12 protein-coding genes and 1 pseudogene are annotated in these 22,900 nt (G+C 42.4%); 1 reads left to right on the forward strand and 12 read right to left on the reverse strand.

Features of this window, described 5'->3' with window-relative positions:
• Positions 1 to 195: 195 nt before the first annotated feature.
• The 12 genes and pseudogenes from ATH1_RS0106470 to ATH1_RS0106515 all read right to left on the reverse strand — a co-directional run bounded on the left by ATH1_RS0106470 (position 196) and on the right by ATH1_RS0106515 (position 18,118).
• Positions 196 to 2,307: a copper-translocating P-type ATPase gene (locus ATH1_RS0106470; protein ID WP_010419165.1), complete on the reverse strand. Its 2,112-nt coding sequence runs from the start codon at positions 2,305 to 2,307 to the stop codon at positions 196 to 198.
• An 82-nt stretch (positions 2,308 to 2,389) separates the two neighbouring features.
• Complete coding sequence (locus ATH1_RS0106475) at positions 2,390 to 2,614, reverse strand: SHOCT domain-containing protein (RefSeq protein WP_010419168.1); 225 nt, start codon at positions 2,612 to 2,614, stop codon at positions 2,390 to 2,392.
• 15 nt (positions 2,615 to 2,629) lie between these two features.
• Positions 2,630 to 3,241, reverse strand: a complete 612-nt coding sequence (locus ATH1_RS0106480) for a hypothetical protein (RefSeq protein ID WP_010419169.1) — start codon at positions 3,239 to 3,241, stop codon at positions 2,630 to 2,632.
• Between the two features lie 83 nt (positions 3,242 to 3,324).
• Positions 3,325 to 3,768 (reverse strand): multicopper oxidase domain-containing protein, encoded by a 444-nt coding sequence (locus tag ATH1_RS21940; protein WP_081467427.1) that lies wholly within the window; start codon positions 3,766 to 3,768, stop codon positions 3,325 to 3,327.
• Positions 3,737 to 4,918: a multicopper oxidase family protein gene (locus ATH1_RS19080; RefSeq protein ID WP_010419172.1), complete on the reverse strand. Its 1,182-nt coding sequence runs from the start codon at positions 4,916 to 4,918 to the stop codon at positions 3,737 to 3,739. Before ATH1_RS19080 ends, ATH1_RS21940 begins: the two co-directional genes overlap by 32 nt.
• Positions 4,919 to 5,215: 297 nt before the next feature.
• Entirely contained in the window at positions 5,216 to 5,590 is a 375-nt protein-coding gene (locus tag ATH1_RS0106490; protein ID WP_010419174.1) for a heavy-metal-associated domain-containing protein, read from the reverse strand.
• A 129-nt stretch (positions 5,591 to 5,719) separates the two neighbouring features.
• Positions 5,720 to 8,752: a BamA/TamA family outer membrane protein gene (locus ATH1_RS0106495; protein ID WP_010419176.1), complete on the reverse strand. Its 3,033-nt coding sequence runs from the start codon at positions 8,750 to 8,752 to the stop codon at positions 5,720 to 5,722.
• A 725-nt stretch (positions 8,753 to 9,477) separates the two neighbouring features.
• Complete coding sequence (locus ATH1_RS0106500) at positions 9,478 to 11,325, reverse strand: efflux RND transporter periplasmic adaptor subunit (RefSeq protein ID WP_010419179.1); 1,848 nt, start codon at positions 11,323 to 11,325, stop codon at positions 9,478 to 9,480.
• 254 nt (positions 11,326 to 11,579) lie between these two features.
• The gene (locus tag ATH1_RS0106505; protein WP_245531729.1) at positions 11,580 to 12,932 is read right to left on the reverse strand and encodes a TolC family protein; all 1,353 of its coding nucleotides are present in this window, start codon (positions 12,930 to 12,932) and stop codon (positions 11,580 to 11,582) included.
• 497 nt (positions 12,933 to 13,429) lie between these two features.
• Positions 13,430 to 13,543, reverse strand: a pseudogene (locus tag ATH1_RS22770) (four helix bundle protein); the annotation flags it as partial.
• Between the two features lie 42 nt (positions 13,544 to 13,585).
• Positions 13,586 to 17,422, reverse strand: a complete 3,837-nt coding sequence (locus ATH1_RS0106510; RefSeq protein ID WP_010419183.1) for an efflux RND transporter permease subunit — start codon at positions 17,420 to 17,422, stop codon at positions 13,586 to 13,588.
• 324 nt (positions 17,423 to 17,746) lie between these two features.
• Positions 17,747 to 18,118 (reverse strand): HYC_CC_PP family protein, encoded by a 372-nt coding sequence (locus tag ATH1_RS0106515; RefSeq protein ID WP_010419185.1) that lies wholly within the window; start codon positions 18,116 to 18,118, stop codon positions 17,747 to 17,749.
• 842 nt (positions 18,119 to 18,960) lie between these two features.
• Between ATH1_RS0106515 and ATH1_RS0106525 the strand changes: the two genes are divergently transcribed.
• Positions 18,961 to 22,782, forward strand: coding sequence for a glycosyl hydrolase (locus ATH1_RS0106525; protein ID WP_010419188.1), 3,822 nt, complete (start codon positions 18,961 to 18,963; stop codon positions 22,780 to 22,782).
• Positions 22,783 to 22,900 lie beyond the last annotated feature (118 nt).

Genomic DNA, 22,900 nt, shown 5'->3' on the forward strand with positions numbered 1-22,900 from the left:
AATTTTAAGAATTTTTTGTTTATGGACAGAGTTTACTTTACAGTCTCATCTAATGACCTAATGACCTATTATGACCTAATGATCTATTAAGGCAAACTTTGCCATGCTCGTTTCATTGATTCAGCTCCCTCAGGGCGCATTAAACAAAACCAATTCAAATTATAATTCTGCGATTTCGTCTCTGCGTTTCGTTTCTTATTTCAGTTTTCGTTTCAGCAACTGTGCATTAATGGCCACAACAATTGTGCTTAAACTCATCAGTACAGCTCCTACTGCCGGGTTGATCAGGATGCCGGCGCTATAAAGAACACCCGCTGCCAGCGGAATTGCCACAACATTGTAGCCGGTTGCCCATACAAAATTTTGAATCATTTTCCGATAAGTAGCTTTACCAAATGTTATGAGCGAAGCAATGTCCTTAGGATTGCTGTTTACCAGGATGATATCGGCCGTTTCGCCAGCCACATCGGTACCCGACCCAACGGCAATGCCCACGTTGGCAGTGGCCAGGGCCGGGGCATCGTTGATACCGTCGCCGGTCATCGCCACAAATTCGCCTTCATCCTGCAATTCTTTTATCTTCTCCAGTTTCTGATCAGGTAATATTCCTGCAAAATAGTTGTCCAGTTTGAGTTCATCACTTACGGCTTTGGCCACCTGCTCATTGTCACCCGTCATCATGATCACTTTAATGCCATTCTTTTTCAGAGTTGAAATAGCTTCATGCGATTCTGGTCTTATCTCATCTGCCAGAGCAATTACGCCCGCCGGCTTGTCGTCTACCAGTACATAAACCACCGTTTCCTGGTGATTTTCTACCTGGTTTTCAGGAATTTTAATGTTATTTTCTTTGAGGTAACCGGGACTGACAACCTTCACATTTTTGTTGTCAACCTTGCCTTCAATACCTTTCCCGCTGATGGCGTTGAAATTATTGGCCTCCTGAACTTCAAGGTCAAGCGCTTTAATCTTTTGCATGATACCGGTTGCCAGCGGGTGTTCTGACTTAGATTCCAGGGCACCTGCCAGCCTGAGGATGTCATCTTTCTCATATTGGTCAGAAAGGGCTTCGTAACGGCTAACAGCAAAGTTGCCCATGGTCAACGTCCCTGTTTTATCAAAGGCCAGGAGCGTTATTTTTCGCGAATTTTCAAACGCCGTACGGTTACGGATCAACAAGCCTTTGCTGGCCGACAGGGATGTGGAAATAGCTACTACCAAAGGTACTGCAAGTCCCAGGGCGTGGGGACAGGTAATAACCATGACACTGGCCATTCGTTCAAGTGCAAAAACAAAACTCTGGCCCAATAACAACCAGGTGATCAATGTGCCAAATCCAACAGTTAATGCGACGATGGTAAGCCATTTAGCAATGCGGTCGGCCAGATTCTGGGTTTTGGATTTTTTACTTTGAGCTTCCTGCACCATATTGATGACTTTGTTGAGGTATGCCTCCTCGCCAACCTGCTCAACCGAGACGGTAAGCGAACCATTGCCATTAATGGTACCGCCGATCACCTTGTCATCTTTTGATTTCCTGACCGGCTTGGATTCTCCGGTAACCATCGATTCGTTTATGAAACTTTCTCCATCCGTAATGATTCCGTCTACAGGAATCTTTTCACCTGGTCGAACCAGTACCTTATCATCTTTTTTTAGTTCATTGACTTTGACATCCTCGGTTTCACCATTTTTTAAACGGTGAGCTTCGGATGGCATGAGTGCAACCAGTTTTTGCAGAGATTGTGAAGCCCCCATAACCGATTTCATCTCAATCCAGTGTCCCAGCAGCATGATGTCGATCAATGTTGCCAATTCCCAAAAGAAAGAACTGCCTTCAAGTCCGAATGTGGTAGCCGAACTATACCCCCAGGCCACTGTGACGGCTACTGCTATGAGGGTCATCATGCCGGGCTGTTTCTTCTTCAGCTCGTCGATCAGGCCTGTAAGGAAAGGCCATCCACCGTAAAAGAAAACGAGGGTTGAAAGGGCGAACAGCAGATATTTATCGTATCCCTCAGTTAATGAAAATTCAAACCCCAGAAGTCCCTGAATCATGGGAGACAAAGCAAGTATGGGGACAGAAATGGCCAGGGAAATCCAGAAACGTTTCCGGAAATCTTTGATCATCATAGCGTGGTGCTGTGAATGGTCATGGCCTTCATGTCCATGATGCCCGCCGTGGTCTTCATGACCTTCGTGATTACCATGGACATGGTGATGATCATGGTTTTGATGTTCTTTCTGGTGATCGTGACCATGATGCTGATGAGTTGAATTTTGGTGATCTTTATGGTTGTGTTGCATAAAGTTGTCTTTTTTGGGGGTAATTGGAACAGGTGGATTCTTTGCAGAGCAAAGCGGCAGAGCCGGGCGAAATCCACCGAATCTAATTCTCCAAATCTTTTTTGCGTTGTTCAAATTCTTCTTTGTCGATTTCACCTTTGGCATAGCGTTCTTTTAAAATATCCAAAGGTGTTTTTTGGCTGATAGAAGATTGCTCGTTGTTTGGCCGGAATACCTTAAAGGCCAGCCAAAGGATAATCAGTAGAATAATAATCCCGATTATCCAGCCGAAGCCCATTCCCCAGCCATATCCGAATCCATGCATCATATAAATGTTTAGGTTTTATTGATTTATCATGCCTTGTTTCATTCCGGGCATCATTCCTGTAGAATCATTATCCATCATTTTACAGGCTTTTTCTTTTTGGTCTTCGTTAAGGACGTCCTGCATGTTCATTGCTGTTTCATAAGCAGCGACCTGCAATTTAACTCTGGATCGGGCACATTCTTGTAATTGAGCCTCAACTTCAGAAGGGGAAGCCTCATTTTTCAAAAGTTCTTTCAATTGCTTTTGTTTTTCAGCCATTTCAGTTTTTATGTCCACTTGTTGCTTTTCGAAAGCGGCTTTCATGTCAATGAGTTCTTTCGTCTGTTCAGCTGAAAGCGAAAGCTTATCCTGCATTTTTGGTAACATCTTCACCATCATTATGTAGCGGTGCATTGGCATTTCCTGCATCATCATATTATTTCCGTGCATTCGCATCATCAGATTATGGTGTTGCATCATGGGCATTTGTCCCATGCCACTCTTCATGCCCGGCATTGCCTTTTGGTCGTCAGACATCATCGTCTGTTGCTGCTCCATGGATTTTTGTTTCTTTTGCTCATTCATCTGAGCGTTTACGTTTAATGTTCCTGAAAGCACAATCAGGATTGTAATTAATGTTGTTTTCATAATAAATCCTCCAATTATATTTAATGTCAATTAGTTCATTCTACAAACTCGTCTGCCTCTTTGCGCTTTTGCGTTAGAAAAAATCAAGGTAAAACCTCGTAATTCCGCATCATGCCCATGTCCTCGTGTTCAAGGTTGTGGCAGTGGTAGATGTATTTTCCGGTGAAGTCCCTGAAACTCATAACCACTTTTACTTTCATTCCGGGCATGAGTAAAAAGGTATCCTGCCAGCCCTGGTCAATAAAGCCGTCCTTTACGCTGTTCCAGACATCAGCATCCATTTCTGAGATATCACGTTCAAAGATTTGAAATTGCAGACCATGTATATGGGCCGGATGGGGGAGTTGCATCATATCCTGCATCATGCCCATACCACGACCGTTGTCGCCATTAATGAACTGCCAGACCTCAGTGGTGTTGAGTTTTACTTTTTCCCAATCGGCCACTTCATCCATCTCAAAGGTTTCCCCGTTGATGACCCAGTTCATGCGTTCATTATAGAAATGAAATTGGTTTGGGGGCATCATAGTTTACGGCATTGCCGGGATCAATCTCATTAATTTCAGAGAGGGTTTGTGGAAGTTTCAGTGACTTTCCCGCATCTTCCGTTACATTGAAGGTGTATAATTGCATGGCCTCTCCATTCTCTTCAGCGGCATTACCTCCCATCATGCCCCTTCCCATGTTGCCCATCATTCCGCCTCTGCCCATTTGGCCGGGTGAGGTGCCTGAGTTGAAGGCCAAACTTTCGAAAGTGATTTTATCGTCAGGGTTGTAGTCTGAGAAATCTTTCCAAACCTCCACCCGTTCTCCCGGGGCCAGTATCAGGTATGGTTTGCTAACAGGCTTTTCGAGTAGTCCTCCATCTGTGGCAATGACCTTTATATCTGAACCATCGCTCCATGCCAGTTTGTATATGCGAGCGTTGGATCCGTTCAGCACCCTGAGACGATAGGTTGCCCGCTTTACTTCCTGGCTTAAATTCTTTTGGCCATTGATAAAGATTTGATCCCCTAAGAATCCCTGCATGCGTTGCATAGGACTGCCTTCGATATAAATCAGCTGATTGTCGGAATCGAAAGACCTGTCCTGAATAACCAACGGTTGGTCGTATTCTCCTGAAGGTAAATCTTTACGCTTGTCTTCAATGATGAAAAGTCCTGCCAGTCCCCGGTAGACCTGAGGGCCTGTTATTTTGTCGGGATGGGGGTGGAACCAATACGTTCCGGGACGGTCAACAACTGCAAATTCGTAAACATATTGTTCGCCATTATCAACGGCATGTATCGGGTGCCCGTCCATTTCGGGGGGAATGTGCAACCCGTGCCAGTGAATAATACTTTCGCGGGGCAGATTGTTTTTGAATATCACCCTTATTTTTTGTCCCTGCTTAACGCTGATTATGGGGCCCAGATAGGATCCCGGAATTTCTGAAAGGTTACTCTCTTTCCCTTTGAGAAGCTTTGCTTCATAATGGAAGACGTTGGTCTTCTTACCGTCCAAAAGTTGCATGGCAACCGGTTGAGCGGTTAACTCGATTTCCACATCGGGTCCGAAATCGTTACTTGCTTTGGTTGAACCGTTTTTTGCATTGCTTTTCCCTTGTGCATTACAGGCAGTCAGACCCATAGCAACCCATAGCAGAAAAATGAGTTTTTGTGAAGTGAAGCTTTTCATAATCAATTGTTTTGTAAGGGGAACAATCGGTGCGGGGTGATTGTTTGGATGAGCATGAAGCCATAGTGCATGGGGATAGCGCTAATAATTGTCCCATGCCCTATGGGCTCTGCTCCATGCCCTTTTACTTAGTGTCTGTCCATCACGTGCCATTTACTGTATTACGCTTATCCGAAAATTACTCATTTACGATAAGTAAACTCTGTATTTTCGGACTTCGCAAGCCTTGTAAATGACACTTCCTGAACAGACAAATGATTTGTTACAACTTTTACCGACTTTATAGACGGGCACTACTTAGTGCTGATGACCCTGGTGGTCGTCTTTATCATCTTTAGCCTCTGATCGGTCGTACTTGCAACATGCAGGCAGATTGTTGTAAACTTCATCAGAAGCTTTGTGCTTTCCTGTATCATGTCCTGCTTTTGCAATGGCTTTTTGGATGTCATCCATTGAGGTTTGTGACTCATCAAAGACTACTGTAGCCATCATTGTTTCTTGGTCCCAATCTGCTTTACTTACTCCGTCTACTGATTTAGCCGCTTTTTCAATTCGTTTTTCGCACATGCCGCAATTACCTTTTACTTCAAACTTCTCGTTTTTGCTTTGTGCAAATACTGCAACAGATCCCATTAGCAGCATGGTTAACAGACTTAACATTGTTCGTTTCATAGCGTTTTGTTTTTAATGATTAATAAAGATTCTTGTAAAATGTTCTTGTTAAATATAACACATTGCAAGTGAGATGGTTTTACATTTTGGTGTAAAAAACTTACATAATTTTTCCGGTAGAGCCTGATGTTAAAATCCGCCTGCAGATAAATGAAGTCCGAAGGTACCTGATGTTTTTGTTTCCGGACGCTGGAACGGGAATGCGTAATAAGGTTCAAGGATAATGGCTCCAAAAAGGTTTAATCTGACTGCCACACCTGCGCTGAAAACAGGTATATGTTCATTTCCCTGAGTTGGTTTCCATTTCAATTCAATATCGTCAAAATCCGACCAGGCTAACCCGCCATCTGCGAAAACCACCAGATCGCTGAAAAACATCCTGGATTGTATCAGTGCCAGGTATTTGGGGCCTGACAGAGGGAAACGATATTCCACATTCCCAACGATTATCTTACTTCCAACCAAGTTATTGACACTCAGGCTATTCCCGACATACGACGGATTGTTGCTCATTGATTCAAAGCTATATCCTCTTACATAATACGGGTCACCGATGAACATCGGATAAAGATCGTTTGCATTTTTCCCGTAACGGCCGTAATGCATAAGGCGCAGACCTATCCCGTCGGGCGACAGGAAATAATATCGTCTGAAGTCGCCCAGAAGTCCCCAATATCCGAATTCACCAAATGTCCTATCCACCTGCAAGCGGTAACGATATCCCCGCATGGGCGAGGTAAGGCCAAAGTCGGAGTTATCTTCGGTATATGCCAGATAACTTCTGTAAATAAAGTAAGGATCGGGTGCATCAACCTGTTCCGATTCACGTGCGATATGAATCCCCCTGTAGAAATAGTTATTTATGCTGTCAATCCTGAAACTATACATGCTTGCAGAGATTCCGCCTTCGAATCGCGATTTGGTTGACAAGGGATATTGCCCCATCAGGCCAATTTCATCTTCAAAGGTGCGCTGTTCCATTAAGACCAGGTTCTGTACTGGCACTTCCCCCAAACTATCATTCTTTATTATTGCACCTGAAGAACGGTAGGGTATATGGCTGTAAGAAACGCCCCAGTTTAACCGGTTCTTCTGATTCAGATAATATACCTGACCGGCAATATCATAGATTGTGCCCTGCAAACTAAAAGAAGTAACCAACAGATGTCGTCTGAGGATATCACTAAACAAGAGACTTATACCCCCTGCCATGCCTGTTCCATAGCGATTGACCCCTATTCCGATACCTATCTGTCCGGCAGTTTCAAGTCCGAACTGTGGATCATAAGGTGTATAATCAAACAATGTGCTGTCGATTATGGGGAAACTACGAAGGCTGATATCAACTTTACTTATTCCGGGCTTTTCAATTGATATCAGTTCGGTAGGTTTTAGGTTAATGTCTTTTGAAGTGAATTTTGTACCTTCAAAACCGGATAATTTTTTCCTGTAAATCTCATATCCGTTGTTGATATAAAGCGTATAGACAAGTTCTTTGCTTTTCCGTGAAATATCGAAACAAGGTGAGATATCAGATATCCCGCTAACGCCGGTTTGAAGATTGGTAATTTTCCAGACTTCTTCAGTATTCTTGTTGTAACGGTAAATATTCCGGCAACCATCGGCATTTGATACAAAGTAAATTTCAGAGCCGTCGGGTGAATATTTCGGATTAATGATGTCGGCTCCTTTTAAAATATCAAATACTTTTATGTTACCTGTTTTAACATCATATTCCGACAGTCGGTAACTTCCATAGGTTAACATTTCGAAGTTTGTTTGTTCATCACGGTCGGAAACAAATATGATTTTCGAACCGTCGGGCGACCATTCAGGATGAAGGTCCGAGTATTCATCATTGGTCAGTTGTTCAATTTTTCCTGTTTCGAGGTGATAGAGAAAAAGATCGCTATCACCGTTTTTCAATCCTGATAGCAAAATATATTTTCCATCGGGTGACCAGGCAGGATTATCAAAAGCCTCCAGCGAATCAGGTTTAATGATAGCGGCAATTTTTTCATCTTCCAGATTGGTGATTATCAGGGAATTTTGGCCACCGCTAAAGCCGGTAACTGCAAACTGCTTGCCATCAGGACTCCATGTACCGGCCGATTCCAGGAAGCTATAGGCATCAATTTGGGATTTTCTGATTATCGGGCTTAGTTGCTTGGAAATTTCTTTTTTTTCCAGATCGGCCAGAAAATAATCGGTTGAAATCACGTTTTTATCTGAAATAAACACCATGTTTTTTCCATCAGGACTTAATGCCGGGGCAATATTCATTGTACCGCCATTGTTCACATCAAACAGCTTTTCGCCCGAAAACTTTTCTTTGTCTTTGAGATAAGGTCTGTGGGTTTTTTTCAGATAGTTTGCCCATAATATTGAAAGAGAGTCAGCCGAAAAGCCGGTAATGTTTTCCAATGCTTTTTCGTAGTTATTAAAGGCAGTTTCAATTAACAGAGGGCGGATGATGTCATCACCGAACATAGTGGTCATGAATGCCCAGAAAGTGTGGCCATATCGATAAGGAAAATAATGGTCCGGTTCCCGGGTCATTTCTTGGAAAGTCGGGATATCATCGTTGGCTACAGCATCCCGCATCCACATCGCGGTTTGTTCATGTGCACGGCCAAGAGACATATATTCTGCAAGTCCTTCAATCATCCAAATCGGAATATTATTCATTAAACCGATTGAAAGTGTGTCATTTTCTTTAAACATGGTGTACTGAAACACGTGCACCATTTCGTGACCGAGCACATGAGTTGTCTCCCTGTTTGAAGGTGAGTAGGGCATAATCAGCCGTTTCCTAAAACCTTCGGTAACACCTCCTGTTCCTACTCCAATCATACTTTGTATTGCTGTTGTTTGTTGAAAATCAGCATGATTGTTGTAAAGAATTATTGGGTTTTTCGACTTCAGTGTATCGAGAAAGATGACCTGGTGCCGTTTGTACCAGCGTTCCGCTAATTGTGCGAAGTCTTTGATCTCATTTTTATCCTCAATGTAATGGTAGATTTTGAAATTGGGCGATTCGTAAACCTTAAAGTCAAAGACTTCATAATTGACCTTGTTTTTGCCAAAGTATTGGGCATGAACAGGATAACCTAATAAAAGTAAGGAAACAGCAACAAAGATAGTTTTTGATCTTAATCTCATGGCTGTTAACTTTTAGTACGCGATATTTCTGTTTTAATCCGGCTAAAATATATGAGATGCCGACAGTCACCTGCTTATAAGGGCAATAATGCCAACAAAACTCAATAGGCATCAAGTTTTAGACTACAATTTAATTATTTTTATACTGCACTCATAAATAAAAAATTATTATTTCCATCTGAGTTCCTGCAAAAGAAATGCCGTTTTGCCCTGAAAAGAGAGTCGTTTATACCGCATTCATTCATCCGTATAAAATTTATCTAAGTTATTGGTCTGATGCAACTTATTAAGCTTTAATTGATTTTAGATTCTTCGCTCCGCTCAGAGTGACAAACAGCTAAGGTTGAGAGTTCACCACAGATGACACAGATGAACACAGATTATTTTTATTAGCATCAATAAAAATCACATTTTAATATGTTTGCTTTTTTTAGATTCTCCGCTCCGCTCAGAATGACAGACTGTTTAATGCTATTCTGAGGAGGTAACGACGAAGAATCTGTTCCCTGTTTTTTGGTTCTTTGAAGATTAGAGGTTAAATGGTGTTTATACCTGTTCTTTTGTGACAAACCTTTGTCATACTCGTTTTATTAGGGAGTGTTGATTTTCAGTTTGACGTTAAGAGCATCTGATTAATAATCAGACTCTCAGCCTCAATCTCAACCTTAACCTTAACCTTAACCTCAACCTTAACCTCAGCCTCAGCCTCAGCCTCAGCCTTCCTCTTACTTCATCGTCTCCCTTACTTCACCACATTCCAACATCATATCCCCATAATATGGATTGCGGATGTTTTCTTCAGTACTCAGCCAGTAAGCACCCTTGTCGTTGTTGGCCATGGGGCAGAACTGGTAGTAAATGGTTTTTCCGTCCAGACCAAATGCTTTGATTTTCCGGTATAGTATTGGATTAAAATCTACAAAAGCATTTCGCTGGACTTCTATTTCTTCTGACTGATTGATGACTTTTAGCGCTTCTTTCATGCTGTTAAGGTTTTGCATCCAGAAAATATGAGCTTCTCCCTCCAGTAGCGACATATCGGTTTTTTCAAGAGCCTGCAGCGTTTTTTCCGCTTCGGAAGCTGTTTTTGAGGCATCCGATTCAACCATGGCATCCTTCATTTTAATGTATTGATTAAAAAATACGGTTAGTTGCTTTTTAAACTGTTGAGGTGCCTTATAGTTGGGAACTTCCTTAGTGTCACCCTCCTGATAGTTGCTTTCCATATTTTCCATCTCCGCGGGAGTCATATTGCCGTGGTTATGTCCGGTGGCAGGCTTGCCGCCTTCAGGGCTCATCATACTTGGTTTTCCGCTGAGCTGAACTGCTGCGTCAATGCTGAATGTACCGTGAACGGCAATTTCTTCACCCGGTTCAAGTCCTTCTTCAATAATGTAACGGTCGCCCAGGTCGGGCCCCAGCAGGACTTCACGCATTACAAAGCTTACATTGTTTTCGGCAGTCTTTTTGACATAGACCACGGAACGTTTTCCTGTCCACATAACAGCCGACTGAGGCACAACAATACTCTCTTCATCTTCGGAAAGACCGGCGTCAACTTCTCCGGAAACAAACATTTCCGGTTTCAACTTCATATCTGAATTTCTAACCTCTACACGGGCTTTAGCCACCCTTGTTTTTTGGTCAATTACCGGATCTATGTAATGGATCTTACCTGAGAATGTTTCACCAGGCAGGGAGGAAACCGTAAAAACTACTTCATCTCCCTTTTCGATCCATGTAATGTCACTTTCATAAACGTCAAACAAGACCCAAACCGTAGACAAATTGGCGATTTGGTAAATGGTTTGTCCACGCTTTATATAATCGCCCCGTTTGACCAGTTTTTCAATTACGTAGCCCGAGACATCGGCCAATACCGTGAACTGCTCCTGCGGCTCTTCCGATGCGATGATTTTTTGAATTTGTGCATCCGTAAGTTTCCAGTTTTTCAGCTTTTCATAAGCGGCCTGGTAAAGCCCGGGCTGCGTATCTTTCAGTTTCCGGGCTTCAAACAATTCTTCCTGGGCTGTTACCAGATCGGGAGAGTAAACGTATGCTAAAGGGGTCCCTCTTTTAACATATTGTCCGGTGAAATTAATGGTCAGTTTTTCTATCCTTCCCGGAACATGCGACGATTGAGAAAAGACTTCCCGTTCATCGGCCTGCACTTTTCCGTCGAGGCGTACAGTTTTGTGAGCGGTTCCTGTTGTCACGGTTTGGGTTTGAACACCAGCAAGTTGCATAGCTGTAGGTGACATCTGAAGGGCTCTTGGGTTGGCCTCACCCTGGTCTTCTTCCAGGGGAATCAGTTCCATTCCGCAAATGGGGCAATCACCTGGTTCAGATTGCCTTATTTGGGGGTGCATGGAGCAAGTCCATATCGTCTCTTCGCTTTCATTGCCATGTTGAGACGCAGAATCCGGCGTCTCAACATGAGCAGGTTCCGGGCCAGAACCGCCAAAGAGGAGCCATCCCAGTAACAGTCCTGCCACAAGAGCAATTCCAGTCAGGATGATGCTTTTCTTATTATGAGACGCAAAATTTTTCGTGTTTACTTTATTATTGTCCATAGTATTTACTTTTTTGTCGTTTTATAGGTCGAATGGAACTCGCATGATTGAGTTTATACATGTCCTTATGCTCGTTTCTTCTTACATTTAATTAATTGTTACGGCTGTTAGAATTGTTAATATTGTTAATGTGTTAGTTCTTAGTTGTTAGAATGTTATAAGTTTTATTACAGTAGCTAACAATCTAACAATCTAATAATCTAATGATCTATTATGACAATTTTTGCCATGCTCGTTTCATCTCTTTTAACTTTCTACCTTGTTCCTAAAACATATTTCATTCTGGCGACGGCGGTATTATACTCACTTACTGCGGCTGCCTTTTTCTTTTCGTATTTCAAAAGTTCCTGCTGCATACGTAATACCTCCTCAAAATCTTTTCCCGAATTGGCATAAGCTGTTGTCAGCAATTTCAGAGCCTGCCGGGTTTCTTTGATTTGTTGGGTGTATAACTCAATGAGTTGGTCTTGCCTGGTGATGTTAAACCAAACGCTTTCATATCTTGAAATCAGATTATTGGTAAACTCCTCTTTTTGGAGTGCCAGACTTTCCTGTTTCAATTGTGCCTCCTTGATGGCTGCATTGTATTTTTTCCTGAAAATGGGAATGGAAACCGAAAGCATTGGCATGATCACATCCTTGCCGTTGTCGTCGATCTGCATATCGGTGCGTTCACCCACCGCTACATAGTCCAGGCCTATCCCCAGCTTGGGATATCCGTTTTTTCGTGCGGCAGGTTCAGCAGCCTCACTCGACTGGTGCATCAATTCCAGTTTTTTCAGAACAGGATGTTGTGTCATCAGAGAATCCTTGTTGAGGTAGCCTGGCAATGAATCTGCCTGCTCCTCCACTTCAATGATTACTTCTTCTTCTGAAGGTCTGTTCAGCAGTTTATTGAAAGTAGTGAGCAAAGGTTTCTCTTCTTTGTTGAGGATGTTCAGATTGGTAGAAGCCTCTTTCAGCATGATATCAACCCTGAGAACATCCACCATCTCTCCTTTGCCGTTTTCGAAATTGCGGGTAGCAATCTCTTTGTAGGATGTCAGAATGTCGATGTTCTCCTTTTCAATCTGTTTCCATTTGTTGAGTTTGTAGATGGGATAATAGGCCGCAGTCACTTCGTAATAAAGCTTATTGCGCACATCCACAAATTCCTGAAACTTCGCCTCGGCAGCCAGAGCAGCGGCATCTTCCTTTGCTTTCAGGGTTCCAAACCATGGAAACATTTGCGAAAGCGAGAACTTTGCCTTCTGTGGTCCCAGCCTGGTTTCTACCGGCGAGATAAAATATCCGAATGAAAACGTCGGATCGGGCAATGAACTTACCTGGGGTATCTGCTGTAAAGCTGCCTCAAACGCCTTGTATTTGGCTTGCAGGCCGGGGTTGTTCTCAGCAGCGGTGCTGAAGTAAGTCTCCAGGGATTGGGCACGAATCTGAAAAGTCCCTAAAACCATTAACAGGCAGGCTATAGCCGTGAATTTTAGGACAGAGTCAGATGTCAGATGACAGAAGTTAGATGGTGACCATCTGATGAAATATCTGTCATAATCCCTTATCAGCCTATGATGCTGTCTTTTTGAAGATATTTTATATTTGTCTTTTTTCATGGTTTCTCTAATTCTGGTGTAATTTGTTGAGCATTTTCCCGATTTGCCCGGGCTTATTGCTGAATCTGTTTCCTCTTTTTGGTTTCTTTGATGATTAGAGGCTAAATGGTGCTTATACATATTCTTATTGTGAAAAACCTTGTCATGCTCCTTTCATCTCACATTTAATAAATTGTTACGGTTGTTAGAATTGTTAAAGTTGTTGATGTGTTAGTTGTTAGAATGTTATAAGTTTTATCACATTAGCTAACAATCTAATAATCTAACAATCTAATAATCTAATGATCTAATAATCTAATGATCTAATAATCTAATGATCTAATAATCTAATGATCTAATAATCTAATGATCTAATAATCTAATGATCTAATAATCTAATGATCTAATAATCTAATGATCTAATAATCTAATGATCTAATAATCTAATGATCTATTAAGACAATCTTTGCCATGCTCGTTTCATTGTCGATATATTTACATTCAAGGGCAAAATTCAGTCAGGTTTCCGTTTCGGAACAAGAGCCTAAGGAATTTATGAGGTGTTGTTTAAAAACCTGATCATAGGTTCTTTTAGTCCGGCCTTCGGATATGTTAGCACTTATTGATCTGGATGATCTTACAAATTTTAACCTCCAATCCCTGACCTATAGTCTCTAACCTTCAACTTCCAGCCTCTGATTCCTGATTCTTCTTTCCTCCCTATAACTATACAACACCGGCACAATAAAGTACGTCACAGCTGCAGCGATCATCCCACCAAATGCGGGAATGGCCATGGGTACCATTATATCGGAGCCTTTTCCGGTGGATGTAAGCACCGGAAGCAGTGCGATGATGGTTGTGGCGGAGGTCATTACCGCGGGGCGGATACGTCGCAGGCCGGCATCGGTTACAGCATCCCTGATTCCGTTGATGGTTGTTGGACGGTTGCGCCTGAAACTCTGGTCGAGGTAGGTGCCCATTACCACGCCGTCGTCGGTGGCCAATCCAAACAGGGCGATGAAGCCCACCCACACTGCTACACTCAGGTTGATGGTTTGCATCTGGAACAAATCCCTGATGTTGGTATCAAAAACGGAAAAGTTGACGAACCATTCCTGACCGTAAAGCCAGATGAGTATGAACCCCCCGCTGAATGCCATTGCAATACCGGTGAATATCATCAGTGATGTTGAGACCGATTTAAACTGGAAGTAAAGAATCAGGAAAACAATGACCAGAACCAATGGAACAATGATGGATAGCCGCTTTTCGGCCCTGACCTGGTTCTCGTAGTTTCCCGAAAACTTATAGCTGACACCTGAAGGGACTTTCAGTTCACCATTGTCAATTCTTTCCTGTATGGCTTTTTGAGCATCATTGACTACCTCTACCTCTGAAAATCCTTCGCGTTTATCAAACAGCACATAACTTGTCAGGAATGTATCTTCACTTTTGATCATCTGAGGCCCGCGAACATATTCGATATCCAGAATTTGCGATAAAGGAACCTGCGCTCCTGTGGGGGTAGCCATGAGTATCTTTCCAAGTGATTCCGGGTCTTCCCTGAGTTCGCGCGGATAACGCACCCTTACAGGAAACCGCTCACGACCTTCCACGGTATTGGTGATTTTCATGCCCCCGATAGCGGTTTCGATGGTTTGTTGCACATCGTCTATCGTAAGTCCGTAACGAGCTATTTCGTTTCTGTTGATATTAAGATGAAGATAGGGTTTTCCAATCACGCGGTCGGCAAAGGCAGCTTCAGCTTTAACCGATGGCACTTCTTTAAGAATGCCTTCGAGCTTCATCCCAAACTGTTCTATTGTTTTAAGATCGGGCCCGTAAACCTTTATCCCCATTGGCGCCCTCATGCCTGTTTGCAGCATCACCAGCCGCGTTTCGATGGGCTGAAGTTTTGGCGCCGATGTAACACCTGGTATTTTGGTGGCTTCCACAATTTCGTTCCAGATGTCGCCGGGCGACTGAATATGCTCCCGCCAGTTGCGGAAGTAAATGCCATCTTCATCGGGGATCAGATTTTTTTTGCCAATGCTCAGTTCCAGAGCTTCACCGTTGGTGAGGGTATCTCCATCTACAGTAATGAAACGGCCTTCGTCATCGGTACGGAAACGTATGCGATGACCCGATTCATCAAGTGCATATTCGGGCTTGTAATTGATCATATTTTCGTACATGGACACCGGTGCCGGGTCGAGCGCGGATTCCACCCTTCCGAGTTTGCCTACGGACAGTTCCACCTCGGGGATGCTGGTCACCAGCATATCGAGTTGCTTCAGTACCTTCAGGTTGTATTCCATTCCCGAATGAGGCATGGATGTTGGCATCAGCAGGAAACTTCCCTCGTCAAGAGAAGGCATAAACTCTTCGCCGATTCCGGGAAACGAATGAGTCAGTCCTGACCAGACACCGGTGGGGCGGACATTCCACCCGATCTGATCAAAGCCTTTGGCAATGAAGCCGAACATGGTGTTAAAGCCCAGCCAGACGGTGAGTCCGAGTACAATCAGGAAGCCCGGAATGGCCAGGAATGTGGCTTTGTGTTCAAGTGTCCAGCGCAAAACAGGTTTGTAAAATCGTTCCAAAAGGATAAAGAAACCCAGAATGAGTGCCACCATCAGGGCTACAAACACGATGTTGGTAACCGTGCTTTTGCCCGGCCCCAGCGGCAACCAGTAGGTGGATAGAATCCATATCACTGCCAGCACTGATATGATCAACGCGGAATGTTTCAGCAGGTAGTGGTACCACTTTTGATCTTTGCGGGAAGATACATCATAATATTGTCTGGCACGGCCCGTAATACCGAATAACAACAATACCGTTCCGCCCCATTCACTTCCGAGTATCAGAGCTATTAATCCAATGACTGCCAATGTTCTATTGCCCCATTTGGATACCTGGCGATTTTTGATTCGGAATCCGAAAAACCAATGTGCCAGCGTCGGGAGTATTAACAGTGAAACCAAAAGTGCGGCAACCAGTGCGAATGTTTTGGTAAATGCCAGCGGTCCGAATAATTTTCCTTCGGCACCCTGCATGGTGAATACCGGAATGAAACTCACAATAGTGGTAGATACGGCAGTCAATATGGCCGATGATACTTCTGATGCACCTTTGTAAACCGTGGTGATTAGTTTTTGTCCGGGCGGTGCTTCTTCTATGTTTTTGAGCACATTCTCGGAAAGTATGATTCCCAGATCAACCATGGTGCCAATGGCAATGGCAATTCCCGAAAGAGCCACAATGTTTGCGGTAACCCCAAAGTAACGCATGGCAATAAATACCATCAATACGGCAATGGGAAGCAGGGCTGAGATCATCACCGAAGCTCTCAGATTGTATATCATCACGATAATGACCAGAATGGTGATGAGAATCTGCAATGAGAGTGCCGTTTCCAGGGTGCCCAGGGTTTCATATATGAGTCCCGACCGGTCGTAAAACGGCACGATTGTGAGTTGACTCTCAGTGCCGTCGGCCAGTGTTTTTTTGGGAAGACCGGGTGCTATCTCTTCGATCTTGTCTTTTACATTGTTGATCACTTCAAGTGGATTGGCTCCATATCGGGCCACTACCACACCTCCCACTACTTCGGCGCCGTCTTTATCGAGGGCTCCGCGACGTGATGCAGGCCCTAACGAAACTTTTGCTACATCTTTAATGCGTATGGGGACATTGTCATGAACGGCAACTACAGCCTGTTCAATGTCTTCAATGGATTTTACGTAACCAATGCCACGTACCAGATACTCTGCCTGGTTGATTTCAACGGTTTTCGCGCCTACATCACGATTCGAGTTTTTCACCGCCATCATGACCTTGTGGAGCGGAATGTCATAGGCTTTCAGTGCAGAGGGGTTGACATCTATCTGGTACTCCTTGACAAAACCACCAATTGAGGCTACTTCCGATACTCCTTGTGCGGCATTTAGTCCATACTTTACATAGTAATCCTGTACCGTCCGTATCTCTTGCGGGTCCCAGCCACCAGTTGGATTGCCGTCTTTATCACGTCCTTCGATGGTATACCAGTATACCTGTCCCAAAGCAGTGGCATCGGGCCCCAGTGTTGGTTGTACGCCTTCGGGCAATAATCCCGACGGTATAGAGTTAAGCTTTTCGAGAATTCGTGAGCGCGACCAGTAAAATTCAATATCTTCTTCAAAGATGATGTATATGCTGGAAAACCCGAATATGGAGGAACTTCGGATGCTTTTAACACCCGGTATCCCCAACAGGTAAGTTGTCAGGGGATAGGTAATCTGATCCTCTATATCCTGCGGCGATCGGCCTTTCCATTCGGTGAAGACAATCTGCTGGTTCTCACCAATGTCAGGGATGGCATCCACCGGCACAGGGTCTGATGGCAATGGATCAATTTTCCATCCGAATGGGGATGTGATGACACCCCAGGTAACCAGCGTTATTAGTATCAGCATGGTTACCAGCTTGTTCTCCAGAAAGTATTTTATAATTCTGTTTAGCATGTTATGATGTAGTTTGATTGGATAAACGCAGAGTCACGGGAACGCAAAAGGTAATTTTGTTAAATGGTAAATGCGTTTGGTAAAATATATTCCTTCTCTGTCAATAGAAAAACAACTCTGTCTTTCAAAGAGTTTAATCACAGAGATCGCAGAAGGGACACCGGGGGCATAATAAAAGGAATTGGTAGAAATTCAACTTTCAGTTTTTTAGAAAAATCTTCACATCAATAATTAATAGTCAGACATGAAAATTTATTTTAAATCTGAAAATCAACTCATCTCCTTATTTTTTTCTCTGTCTCTTTGCACCCTGCGTCTATCATTTCACAAAAGAAACACCTGCTGTAAAGCCAGGCGTGTGCCAATACAGCGGGGTGGGGGAGCTGTGTAGTTGAATGAAGTGATAAAGCAGTTTTCCGGCATGGAAATCTCAACTTCGGAGGTGGTCATAATCAGATCAAAAGCATAAAAATACTCAAGATTGATTTGCGGTGCAACTGCCAGAACATCCTCATCCAGATGCAGGAACTGATTTTCAGTATGACAGCAGGCGCCATCTTCACAACACGGGTCTGCCTCATTGTTTAGTTTCACCGATATAAGCTCATCGTCGCAGTAATGCTTAGACACAGAAAGACCTGTTGTTGAAATCAACAACAGGCAGACCATGATGCTATTTATGACGTTTCTGAGCATATTGTTTATTTGGTTTAAGCACGGAGGCTCTGAGGCCGCTAAGTTCAATTCAATGACTACCGGCACTCATCTTTTTTTCTCTGTGTCTTAGCTTCTTTGCGTTTAAACTGTTTGCAAATATAGCAACAGACATAAACAACTGTTTTACAGAATTTGCTAAAAAACTTGTAAAATTTCCGGAAGAAAGTGATTTGGGCTAAATTATTCATAATATTTTATTACTGATCCCTTTCTAAAAATCATCTTTGTTGCCAAACTCATTGTTGTATAGAATTTTTAAAATGAACATGAATTTTGGAGGGCTAAATTTTCAAAAAGGCATGAACAAAATTGGCTAATGCTGATTTTACGATTCATCGTAAGTCCCATTTGACCAATAGTAAAGGCGCCTATGAGTTGTAGTTTTAGCAAACTTATTTGGGTAATCTGAATTTTCACCTGCACACGAGAAAATAAAAAAAAGATAAGAGATAGCAGAAAATATTAAAATTTGTTTTATTGAAAATTGAAATTGTTAACAGTTTTATTTTTTAATCCATTGATTTGCAGTATATTAATATAAAGATTGACATTAGCTAAAAAGAATGCAGTATAAATGCAGTAGTATTGAGTATCTTTTTGTATAAAAAAAATATCTTTCTTAAATAAGCTCCTGTACATTTGTTTTTGATGTACTGTGCAATCGATGGTGGGCAAGTCAATCGGTTTGCGACTTTTCATGGGAGCTTCCTACTGATTATCACCCTTTGTTATCTAATATACTGGGGGTATTGAACCCTTAATGATTCATCGTTTATTATTTAATTTATCCCGTTTAAGCGGGTTAACAGTTTACCTTTACCATGAAAAAACAAAGTCTAATTTACATTCTGTTTCTTTTGTTTGGAGGAATAGAAGCTCAGAATCCGATAAGTCTGGGCTCAGGAAGCTTTGCTGAATTTCCTCCTCCATCGGTTTACGATGAAGGGGCATATTTTGGAAAGCCTTACAGTGAGATAAAGGATGGATGGCCGTGGTACATTCATCCTGATAAAATTGGTGAACCAATTCCAACTAATGATTGGTGGACTGCCACTATTTTTGACCAATATACAGGATTTCTGGACGCTTATCCTCACCGTGTAGAAGGAACCTCTTCCGGCATTAAAGTTTCCCTTCCTGACCGTTTTGAAATGCAAGGAGACAGAGGCATTGGAACGGTATATGAATCCTGGATAGACATCAGGGGGAAAGTGAAACCATCTGAAGCACCCGAAACCGAGGTTTTCACCGGATTTGAGACTGAAACATATCCTCAGGGGTGGTTGGTTTCAGAAAATCCTGCTTATCCGGGGCCGGTTAAGCTATCAGATTTGAGCCAAACACCTACACCTAATGGTTTTTGGGGTGATCGGTTTGTAAATACCTATAATGGTAATGGCATTTTGATGACATTGACCTCTCCTGAATTTACCATTGAAAAAGATTATATATATATGCTCGTGGGAGGTGGAAATTATCCTGACGACGCTTTTGTTGGTCTTTTTGTTAACGGGCAGCGCGTTTTAAGTGAAACAGGTGAAAATAGCGGAACTATGACCTGGAGACAATGGGATGTTTCGTCCTTTAAAGGTCAGAATGCAGAAATCAGAATTGTTGACAATACTACCGGTGGATGGGGTTTTATTATGTGCGATAATATTGTCTTTACTGATCTTACAGAAATCGGCAGTTCTTTTACAGACGCTTTCTGGCCTTCTGATGCCAAGGTATATGACTGGTCCGATTTAGGATTTACTTTTAAAATGGAGGATGATTTTGGTAATTACATGGATTGTTCTGTATTTCATGGTGTTCCATTTACATGGATCGATATAGAAGAGGTTGACCCTGTTTTTACACTGAGTCATTTGGTTGACGGGGTTTATGATTCAAATAACCAGGAGATTACTACTTATCCGATTCAGAGAAATTCGTTGTTCTTTTCCGTTAATGGAAAAATATTCGGGGTTCACGGTCCGGAAGGAACTATATTTGACAAAACGGAACAAGGTGAATGGCATCCACAGCTTCCGGAAGGTTCTTCAGGCTATTTGGTTGTTTCAGTGATTCCGGACTTGTCATTAATTGCTCTTTATGAGGATCATGCCAGAAATAAAATTGTTGACAGTCGCTTTGAGTGGGAATATAACCCGAACGTTGGGAAGATTCTAACCAGCTTTAAGGTAGAGACACAAAATCTGGAAACTGGAACGATCAATCAACCTGTGTTAATGAGCTTTCTTCCTCATCATTACAGAAATACCGATCATCCTTCGTTTATAGTTAATGCCAATTATAAATCTATCATTGGTGAAATGCAGACCTCTTCAGGGACTACTTTTTCTTTTTCATACGATTTTGGTGGAATGCCTCCTTATTTACCATCACCGGTCAATTTGAGTGAGAACAGGCGACAACGTTTAAATGAGTTGATAACTGCCCGTGTGAATGCGTCAGAAAATGCCTTTGACGGAAATACTTATGCCAAAGGATTGAATGAACGATCAAATATTATGCTAATGGCCAAAGAGCTTGAGCATCCCGGATTTGTTAAAATAAAAAACAGTCTGAAAAGGGAATTAATAAACTGGCTAACTTATGAGCCGTCAGAAGCATCAAGCGGTAGTTATTTTTTTAGCAGGTACCCTAATTTTGGAGCACTAATCGGTTTTCCGTGCGGATATGGGTCCCAGGCATTTAACGATTTGCATTTTCATTATGGTTATTTTGTTGTCGGAGCGGCGCGGTTAATGATGGTTGATCAGGAATTTAAAACGCAATATGGAGATGTGGTTAAGGAAATAGCCAAGTCCTATGCCAACTGGAAACGCTATGGTGAAAATGATGATTCCAAACTTCCTTTTTTGCGCAACTTTGATCCATACATGGGACATTCCTGGGCAGGAGGTGTTGGTAATTTCGTTGACGGAAATAATCAGGAATCAACCTCGGAGGCAATGAATTCATGGTTTGGGATTTATTTGTTGGGAGTTGCCCTCGAAGACGAGGAAATCATGTCCATTGGAGCAACAGGTTTTTTGTTGGAAGGTCGGGCTACCAGATATTACTGGTTCAACAGGCACGGTGATTTGCCTGAAGCTTACCCGTTTAACTATGTGGGAATTCTTAAGGCAAATAATCTTTCTATGGCAACCTATTTTAGTGGGGATCCTGCCTGGGCTTTCGGAATTCAATGTGTACCCTCCGATTTTTATTACAATCACTACCTGGTCAATGATCCCTTACTTGCAGCTGCTGATTTCGATGCCATGCTGGCTGACAGGGTGCAGTTTGGATCTTTTGAAAATACTGACGTATATGCCAATCTTGCCAATATGGGGGCTTACCTGGGAGGGTATCAACTGAATTATATCAAAACGTATGAGCCCGCTTTAGCCGCTGATTTGTTGGATCAGTTTTATGAAAATGAAGCAGGAGAATGGACAGAACATACCAATGTGGCAGTCAATTATTATTTGGCGAATGCAAATAAAGATTATGGACATCCTGCTAAGGGGTACCATACAAGCATTTCTACAGGTTCTGTTTATGAGCATCCTGAAACAGGAGAATTTACTTATTTGATATATAATTACAGTACCAGCCCTAAGGATGTTACGGTTTATCGTGAGAATACTGCTATTGAAACAGTTAGTGTAGGGCCTCATCAATTCTACAATTCAGCATTAAATAACCAGCGACCTGTCGCTGAAGCTGGTGAAAACCAATCTCTTGAGATTTCTGAAAGTACAGTTCGACTTGATGGCAGCGAAAGCTATGATTCAGATGGTAGCATTGTAATCTTTCAATGGAGTCTGGAAGAAGGAAGCGGAGCATATATTGTTAATCCCGGACAAGCAATTACAAATGTTGAAAATCTGGTGCCGGGGGATTATATTTTTAAACTGACGGTAACGGATGATGAAGGTGCACAAAGTTTTGATTTTGTTTCGGTAAGCGTTCCGATTAATCCAAATGAAATAAACCTTGCACTGAATAAACCTGCTGAAAGTTCTTCCAATCAGGCTGGTTTCACCGTAACACCCGTAAATGATGGTGACCCCGCAACTCGTTGGAGTAGTGAAGCTTTCGATCCTCAGTGGGTGGTGATCGACCTGGAACAACAGTACTGTTTGCAAAGAATTGAATTGGAATGGGAAGCTGCCTATGCCACTGATTATGAGATACATTTGAGTAATTCCCCGCTTTTTGAAGATTATGCAATTATTGCAACCGTTTCCGGAGGGGATGGAGGATTAGATGTAATACCAGTCGACAAAACTGTTGCAGGCAGATATTTACGTTTTTATGGTACCAAAAGAGCTACCGAATATGGATATTCTCTTTTTGAAATTAAAGCTTTTGGCCAAAATACAACAACTTTTATCGGACAAAAAAATAATGAAGAGCCGAATTGTTTAATCTATCCTGTACCGGCAAAAAATACCCTCAAAATTGTTGTTCCCAACGAAGAATTTCATGTAAGGATTTTCAATATTGCCGGCATAGCCATTCTTGAATCTGAAAGTGCTGTCAGTGAAATGCAGCTCGATATAACAGCTGCCAAAAACGGGCTTTATTTCGTTGAAATAATTCTGGCAAATCATAAAACGTACCTTAAAAAACTCATAATTAATAAATAATATAATAAAACGAACATGAATTTTGTAGGGTTGAAATCTCAAAATGACGTGAACAAAATTGGCTTACGATGATCTTACGATTCATCGTGAGTTCCATCCGACCTTAATAAATAAATTT

The organism is Anaerophaga thermohalophila DSM 12881 (assembly GCF_000191885.1).
Taxonomy (GTDB): domain Bacteria; phylum Bacteroidota; class Bacteroidia; order Bacteroidales; family Marinilabiliaceae; genus Anaerophaga; species Anaerophaga thermohalophila.